General features: G+C 59.4%; 8 protein-coding genes. 5 read left to right on the top strand and 3 right to left on the bottom strand.

What is annotated here, in order from left to right; genetic code table 11:
* Positions 1 to 216: 216 nt before the first annotated feature.
* From Q0K15_RS10525 to Q0K15_RS10515, 3 genes are read left to right on the top strand one after another with little or no spacing between them, the layout of a single operon-like run.
* Positions 217 to 882, top strand: coding sequence for a gamma-glutamyl-gamma-aminobutyrate hydrolase family protein (locus tag Q0K15_RS10525; protein WP_294515800.1), 666 nt, complete (start codon positions 217 to 219; stop codon positions 880 to 882).
* Between the two features lie 60 nt (positions 883 to 942).
* Positions 943 to 1521: a xanthine phosphoribosyltransferase gene (locus tag Q0K15_RS10520; protein WP_294515799.1), complete on the top strand. Its 579-nt coding sequence runs from the start codon at positions 943 to 945 to the stop codon at positions 1519 to 1521.
* A gap of 5 nt (positions 1522 to 1526) precedes the next feature.
* Positions 1527 to 1934: a PaaI family thioesterase gene (locus Q0K15_RS10515; RefSeq protein ID WP_294515798.1), complete on the top strand. Its 408-nt coding sequence runs from the start codon at positions 1527 to 1529 to the stop codon at positions 1932 to 1934.
* Between the two features lie 42 nt (positions 1935 to 1976).
* Here the strand turns inward: Q0K15_RS10515 and Q0K15_RS10510 are convergent, their stop codons facing one another.
* The 3 genes from Q0K15_RS10510 to Q0K15_RS10500 are packed head-to-tail and all read right to left on the bottom strand — an operon-like array spanning position 1977 to position 3074.
* A complete protein-coding gene (locus tag Q0K15_RS10510; protein ID WP_294515797.1) occupies positions 1977 to 2273 on the bottom strand; it encodes a hypothetical protein in 297 nt (98 codons plus the stop codon).
* Between the two features lie 3 nt (positions 2274 to 2276).
* A complete protein-coding gene (locus Q0K15_RS10505) occupies positions 2277 to 2492 on the bottom strand; it encodes a helix-turn-helix transcriptional regulator (RefSeq protein ID WP_294515796.1) in 216 nt (71 codons plus the stop codon).
* 12 nt (positions 2493 to 2504) lie between these two features.
* On the bottom strand, positions 2505 to 3074 hold the full coding sequence (locus tag Q0K15_RS10500) for a DUF2975 domain-containing protein (RefSeq protein WP_294515795.1): 570 nt from the start codon (positions 3072 to 3074) through the stop codon (positions 2505 to 2507).
* Positions 3075 to 3286: 212 nt separating this feature from the next.
* Here Q0K15_RS10500 and Q0K15_RS10495 point away from each other — a divergent pair, with 212 nt between their 5' ends.
* On the top strand, positions 3287 to 3814 hold the full coding sequence (locus tag Q0K15_RS10495) for an isochorismatase family cysteine hydrolase (protein WP_294515794.1): 528 nt from the start codon (positions 3287 to 3289) through the stop codon (positions 3812 to 3814).
* Positions 3815 to 3856: 42 nt separating this feature from the next.
* Positions 3857 to 5299, top strand: coding sequence for a nicotinate phosphoribosyltransferase (locus Q0K15_RS10490; RefSeq protein WP_294515793.1), 1443 nt, complete (start codon positions 3857 to 3859; stop codon positions 5297 to 5299).
* Positions 5300 to 5349 lie beyond the last annotated feature (50 nt).

Below are 5349 nucleotides of genomic sequence, written 5' to 3'. Positions count from 1 at the left end.
ATTTCGAGTCAGCCCCGTTATGACCACTTCGATACCGCTGCATATGAAATGGTATGCGTACAGCGCACTTTATAAAAGATACCCTATTTTTTTCGCTTTGTCAATGCCGCGTCTTGAAGTCCTGGAGGCTTTCCGCTATAATATGGACCAATAGATCATCCGCCGCGGGTGTTGCCTGCCCCGGCGGCAGAACACATTGGGAAGCGAGGCTTTACTATGGACAGACCGCGCATTTTGGTCTCCACCTCTAACGAACGGTGGATAAATTACGAACAAGCCATACTAGGTGCCGGAGGCATCCCCATTGGTGGTTACTGCCCGGCTCCCGATTTTTCCTGCGACGGCCTTCTGCTTACCGGCGGCGACGATCTGGACCCCGCGCTCTTCGGTCAGACCAATCAAGGCTCCGAGGGCATCGATTCTGCCAGAGATCAGGCTGAGCTGATTCTAGCCAAGGCGTTTGCTGACGCCGGGAAACCCATTTTGGGCATCTGCCGCGGCCACCAGCTTCTGAATGTGGCCTTCGGTGGTTCTCTGATCCAGGACATGGGTCCTGTGGGCAATCTGTTCCACCGCCGCACTCCCGGCATTCCCAAAGATAAGGTACACCCTGTCCGAACTTTGGAGGGTTCCACTCTCGCGGCGCTCTACGGCACCATATTTGTCGCCAATAGCGCCCACCACCAGGCGGTGGATCGCCTTGGTGATGGCTTCACAGCCACTGCTTGGAGCGAATCTGGCGTCGTAGAGGCCATGGAACACACATCGCTCCCCATCCTAGCCGTTCAGTTTCACCCGGAGCGCATGTCCTATGCGCTCCGGCGGCCGGACACCGCTGACGGTGCCAAGCTCTTTCACTGGCTCATGGACCATTGCCGGTGAGTTTCACCCAAACACCTTTTCTTTGACGCGTTCACGAGAGAACGGAGGCAGCAAAGCGACATGGAAGAACTGAAAAAGCGTATTTTAAAAGATGCCGAGGTGGGAAACGGCGACATCATCCGGGTGGATATGTTCCTCAACCACTGCATGGACGTGGAACTTCTGGACCGGGTGGGTAAGGCCCTGGCCAAGCGCTTCAAGGGCGATCGGATCACCAAAGTCCTCACTGTAGAATCCTCCGGCATCGCTGTGGCCTGCTTCACCGCCCTCTATCTGGGTGTCCCCGCGATCTACGCCAAGAAATTCCAGACCGGATACATTGATCCCGAGGTCTATACCGCCGAGGTCCATTCCTTCTCTATGGAGAAGTCTTACACCATCCGGGTGTCCAAACGCTATCTGGACGAGGACGACCGGGTACTTCTGGTGGATGACATTCTGGCCAGCGGCCAGGCCACTCTTGGCCTACTGGAGATCGTCTCCAAGGCGGGCGCTGAGGTGGCCGGTGTGGGTGTGGCCATCGAGAAGGCCACCAAAGACGGCGGCTCCGTGCTCCGCCGCATGGGCATCCGGGTGGAGTCCCTGGCGGTGGTCTCCCACGTAGAGGACGGCCACATCGTCCTGGCCGAGGAGGACTGAGCCCCATGGATCTGGATGAGCTGAAGGACTATACCAACCAGAAAAACGCCTACATGATTCACAGCGGCATCACGGTGCTCACCGTGGCGCCTGACCGGGTCACCGCCCAAGCCGTGATCGGCCCCGACAGTCTGAACGCCGGCGGCGGACTCCACGGCGGCGTCTACTTCACCCTGGCTGACGCTGCCTCCGGTGTTCTGTGCCGGGCCGACGGACGGAAGTATGTCACGGAGTGCGCCGACATTCGTTTCCTGAAGGGAGTGCGTGAGGGCGTCATCACCGCCAACGCCGTGTTGATCCGCCGGGGCCGTCGGAGCTGCGTAGTTCAGGTGGACATCGCCGACTCAGACGGCAATCTCCTGGCCCTGTTCACCGCCAACTTTGCCTGTATTGGCGACGATTACCACAAATGAAGCAAACAGCCCGCCGGTCCAGAGGACCGGCGGGCTGCTTTTCTATGCGTGGTGATCACAGCGCCGTGCCCTGAGCCAGGCTGCGGCGTTCAGGAGCATGGCCACAGCCGTCAGCACGGCGGTGGCAAACAGCATGGCATCGGCGGTATCTGTCAAATTGTCCCAATGCTGCACCCGGATTTCCTCGCCAAAATAGACACAGGCCAGCAGGAGGGCAAGGGCACAGCTTCCCAGGCTCAAGGCGGACAGCCCCGGGCCCCGCCGGAAAATAGCCGCGCCTCCCAGCACCCAGGAGAGTCCCCCCAGCGTCAAGGCCCCCAACAGGATCAATGTCACCATGTGCTACTCCTCCCTCTCAGGCACATACTCCAAAATGTCCCCGGGCTGACAGTCCAGGGCCTTGCAGATGGCCTCCAGGGTGGTAAAACGCACCGCCTTGGCGTGGTTGTTCTTCAAAATGGAGAGGTTGGCCAGGGTGATGTCCACTTTCTGAGCCAGCTCCCCCAGACTCATTTTACGCTTGGCCATCATCACATCCAGATTCACCACAATGGGCATTGTCTCCCCTCCTCAAATGGTCAGATCATTCTCCGCCTTCAACTCTGCCGCCTGGCGGAAGAGGGCGGACATGACCAGACACAGCAGCCCGCCCATAAAGAAGATGGGCACAAAGAGGGCATTGTAGGTCAGGAGGGGCTGGATGGAGGCGTAATACCAGAAACCCCACAGCAGCCGGATCAGGGCTGCGGCCGAGATGAGAAAGCAGCACACTGCCGCCCGGCGCAGACTGATCCCGTTGGCATTCTGAAAAGGATTGCCCGCCAGAATGGTGTCCAGTACCCGGCGGGCCTGCAGCAGGACCACGGCGGTACAGACACCACAGAAGAGCAGGAAAAGGGTAAGCACCACATCATAGGCTCCGGAGGTCCACACCCACTTCCAGCCCAGCAGGAAAACAATCAAAACACGGGTCGGCACCTCCCAGCTCCGCTCATAGGGCGTCAGGTCCAGCAGAGGCTGAAAACCCTTCATCATGGCCAGTCCCGGCACCAACACCAGGGCGATGAGGTTACACACAAAGGTGATGGTGACCAGGACCTTCAGCACCCTGGCCAGCTTCTGCACACTTGTCGCGGGCATGGGCAGCCCTCCCTTCGCGAACAGGATACCATCATCTCTATTGTTTGTCAATTATTTTTTATTGAAAAACAATAAATATTCTTGTGGTGCCTTTCCAGATTCTGTGCGTCTGCGCCATAGCGCGGGCACCTTGGCCTTGCATTTTTCGTAAAAAACGCATATAATGTAGGTTAACTTTACCCCCTTTTCCAGCAGAACAGGAGGCGGGCACTGTGAAAGAACTACTCATCGTAGTGGATTATCAAAAGGACTTTGTGGACGGCACCCTGGGCTTTGCCGGGGCAGAAGCCCTGGACGGCCCCATCGCCCAGCGCATTGCGGTGGTCCGGGCCGGCGGCGGCGACATCATCTTCACCATGGACACCCACAGTGCCGACTACGCCGATACCATGGAGGGGAAGAAGCTACCGGTTGCCCACTGCCTGAAGGACACCCCCGGCTGGCAGCTCTACGGACAGGTGGGGGCCTCCCTTCTGCCCGGTGACCCGGTCTTTGAGAAGGAGACCTTTCCCTCTCTGGCCCTGGCTGATTGGCTGCGGGAGCGGGATTACGACACGGTGGAGCTGTGCGGGCTGGTATCCCACATCTGTGTGCTCTCCAACGCTGTCATGGTGAAGGCGGCCCTTCCCAACGCCGTCATCACCGTGAACGCCCGGCTCACTGCCTCCTATGACCCCGACCTTCACCGGAAGGCCCTGGACGTGCTGGAGGGCATCCACATTACGGTAACTGACCGATAACACCGCCCCTGCTGGACCGGCAGGCGAAAGGACGAACGGAACATGAAGCATACCGACAATTACACCCTTTTGTGCGATTTTTACGAGCTCACCATGGGCAATGGCTATTTCCAGACCGGCATCGACAAGCAGATCTGCTATTTTGACGTCTTTTTCCGGGATGTGCCCGACGGCGGAGGCTTTGCCATCGCCGCTGGTCTGGAACAGATCATCGACTACATCCAAGATTTGCGCTTCACCCCTGAGGACATTGACTTTCTCCGGAGCAAGGGGGTCTTTTCCGAGGAATTCCTCCAATACCTGACCACCTTCCGTTTCACCGGTGACATCTGGGCCGTACCCGAGGGTACCCCCATCTTCCCCGGCGAGCCCATCCTCACCGTCCGGGCGCCCGCCATCGAGGCCCAGTTCATTGAGACCTACGTCCTCCTCATCCTCAACCACCAGTCCCTCATCGCCACCAAGTCCAATCGTATCGTCCGGGCCGCCCAGGGCCGCCCGGTGAGTGAGTTCGGTTCCCGCCGGGCCCAGGGGCCCGACGCCGCCGTGCTGGGTGCCCGGGCCTCCTACATCGCCGGCTGCGCCGGCACCGCCTGCACCCTGGCCGACCGGGTGTACGGCTCCCCCGCCGGCGGCACCATGGCCCACTCCTGGGTCCAGATGTTCCCCGACGAGTACACCGCCTTTAAGACCTACTGTGAGCTCTACCCCCACTCCGCCACCCTGCTGGTGGACACCTATAACGTTCTCAAGTCCGGCGTCCCCAACGCCATCCGGGCATTTAAGGAGGTCCTCCTGCCCCAGGGCATCACCAACTGCGCCATTCGGCTGGACTCCGGCGACCTCACCTACCTCTCCAGAAAGGCCCGTGCCATGCTGGACGAGGCGGGACTCAAGGATTGCAAGATCGTGGCCTCCAACTCCCTGGACGAGTATATCATCCGGGACCTCCTCCAGCAGGGCGCCTGTATCGACTCCTTCGGTGTGGGTGAGCGGCTCATCACCTCCAAGTCGGAGCCCGTCTTCGGCGGCGTCTATAAGCTCTCCGCCGTGGAGCAGCCCGACGGCACCATTCTGCCCAAGATCAAGATCAGCGAGAACCCGTCCAAGATCACCAATCCCCATTTCAAGAAGGTCTACCGCCTCTTTGAAAACGACACGGGGAAAGCCATCGCTGACCTCATCTGCGTCCACGACGAGGTCATCGATCCCAGCCAGCCTCTGGAGCTCTTCGACCCCGAGGCCACCTGGAAGCGCAAGACCATCACCGACTTCACCGTCCGGGCGCTGCTGGTGCCCATTTTCCAGAGCGGTAAGTTGGTATATGAGAAGCCCAGCATCGAGGAGATGCGCACCTGGTGCGCCGGGCAGATCGATACCCTGTGGGATGAGGTCAAGCGCTTTGAGAATCCCCACAATTACTATGTGGACCTTTCCCAGAAGCTCTGGGACATTAAGCAGCAGCTCCTCAAACAGCGGGGCTGAGCATGCTCCTATTATTAAGGTGGGGCGGTGCCAACAGCACCGCCCCACCT

The organism is uncultured Intestinimonas sp., assembly GCF_944387245.1.
Taxonomy (GTDB): domain Bacteria; phylum Bacillota; class Clostridia; order Oscillospirales; family Oscillospiraceae; genus Intestinimonas.
This window is presented reverse-complemented; position numbering and strand designations above follow the sequence as displayed.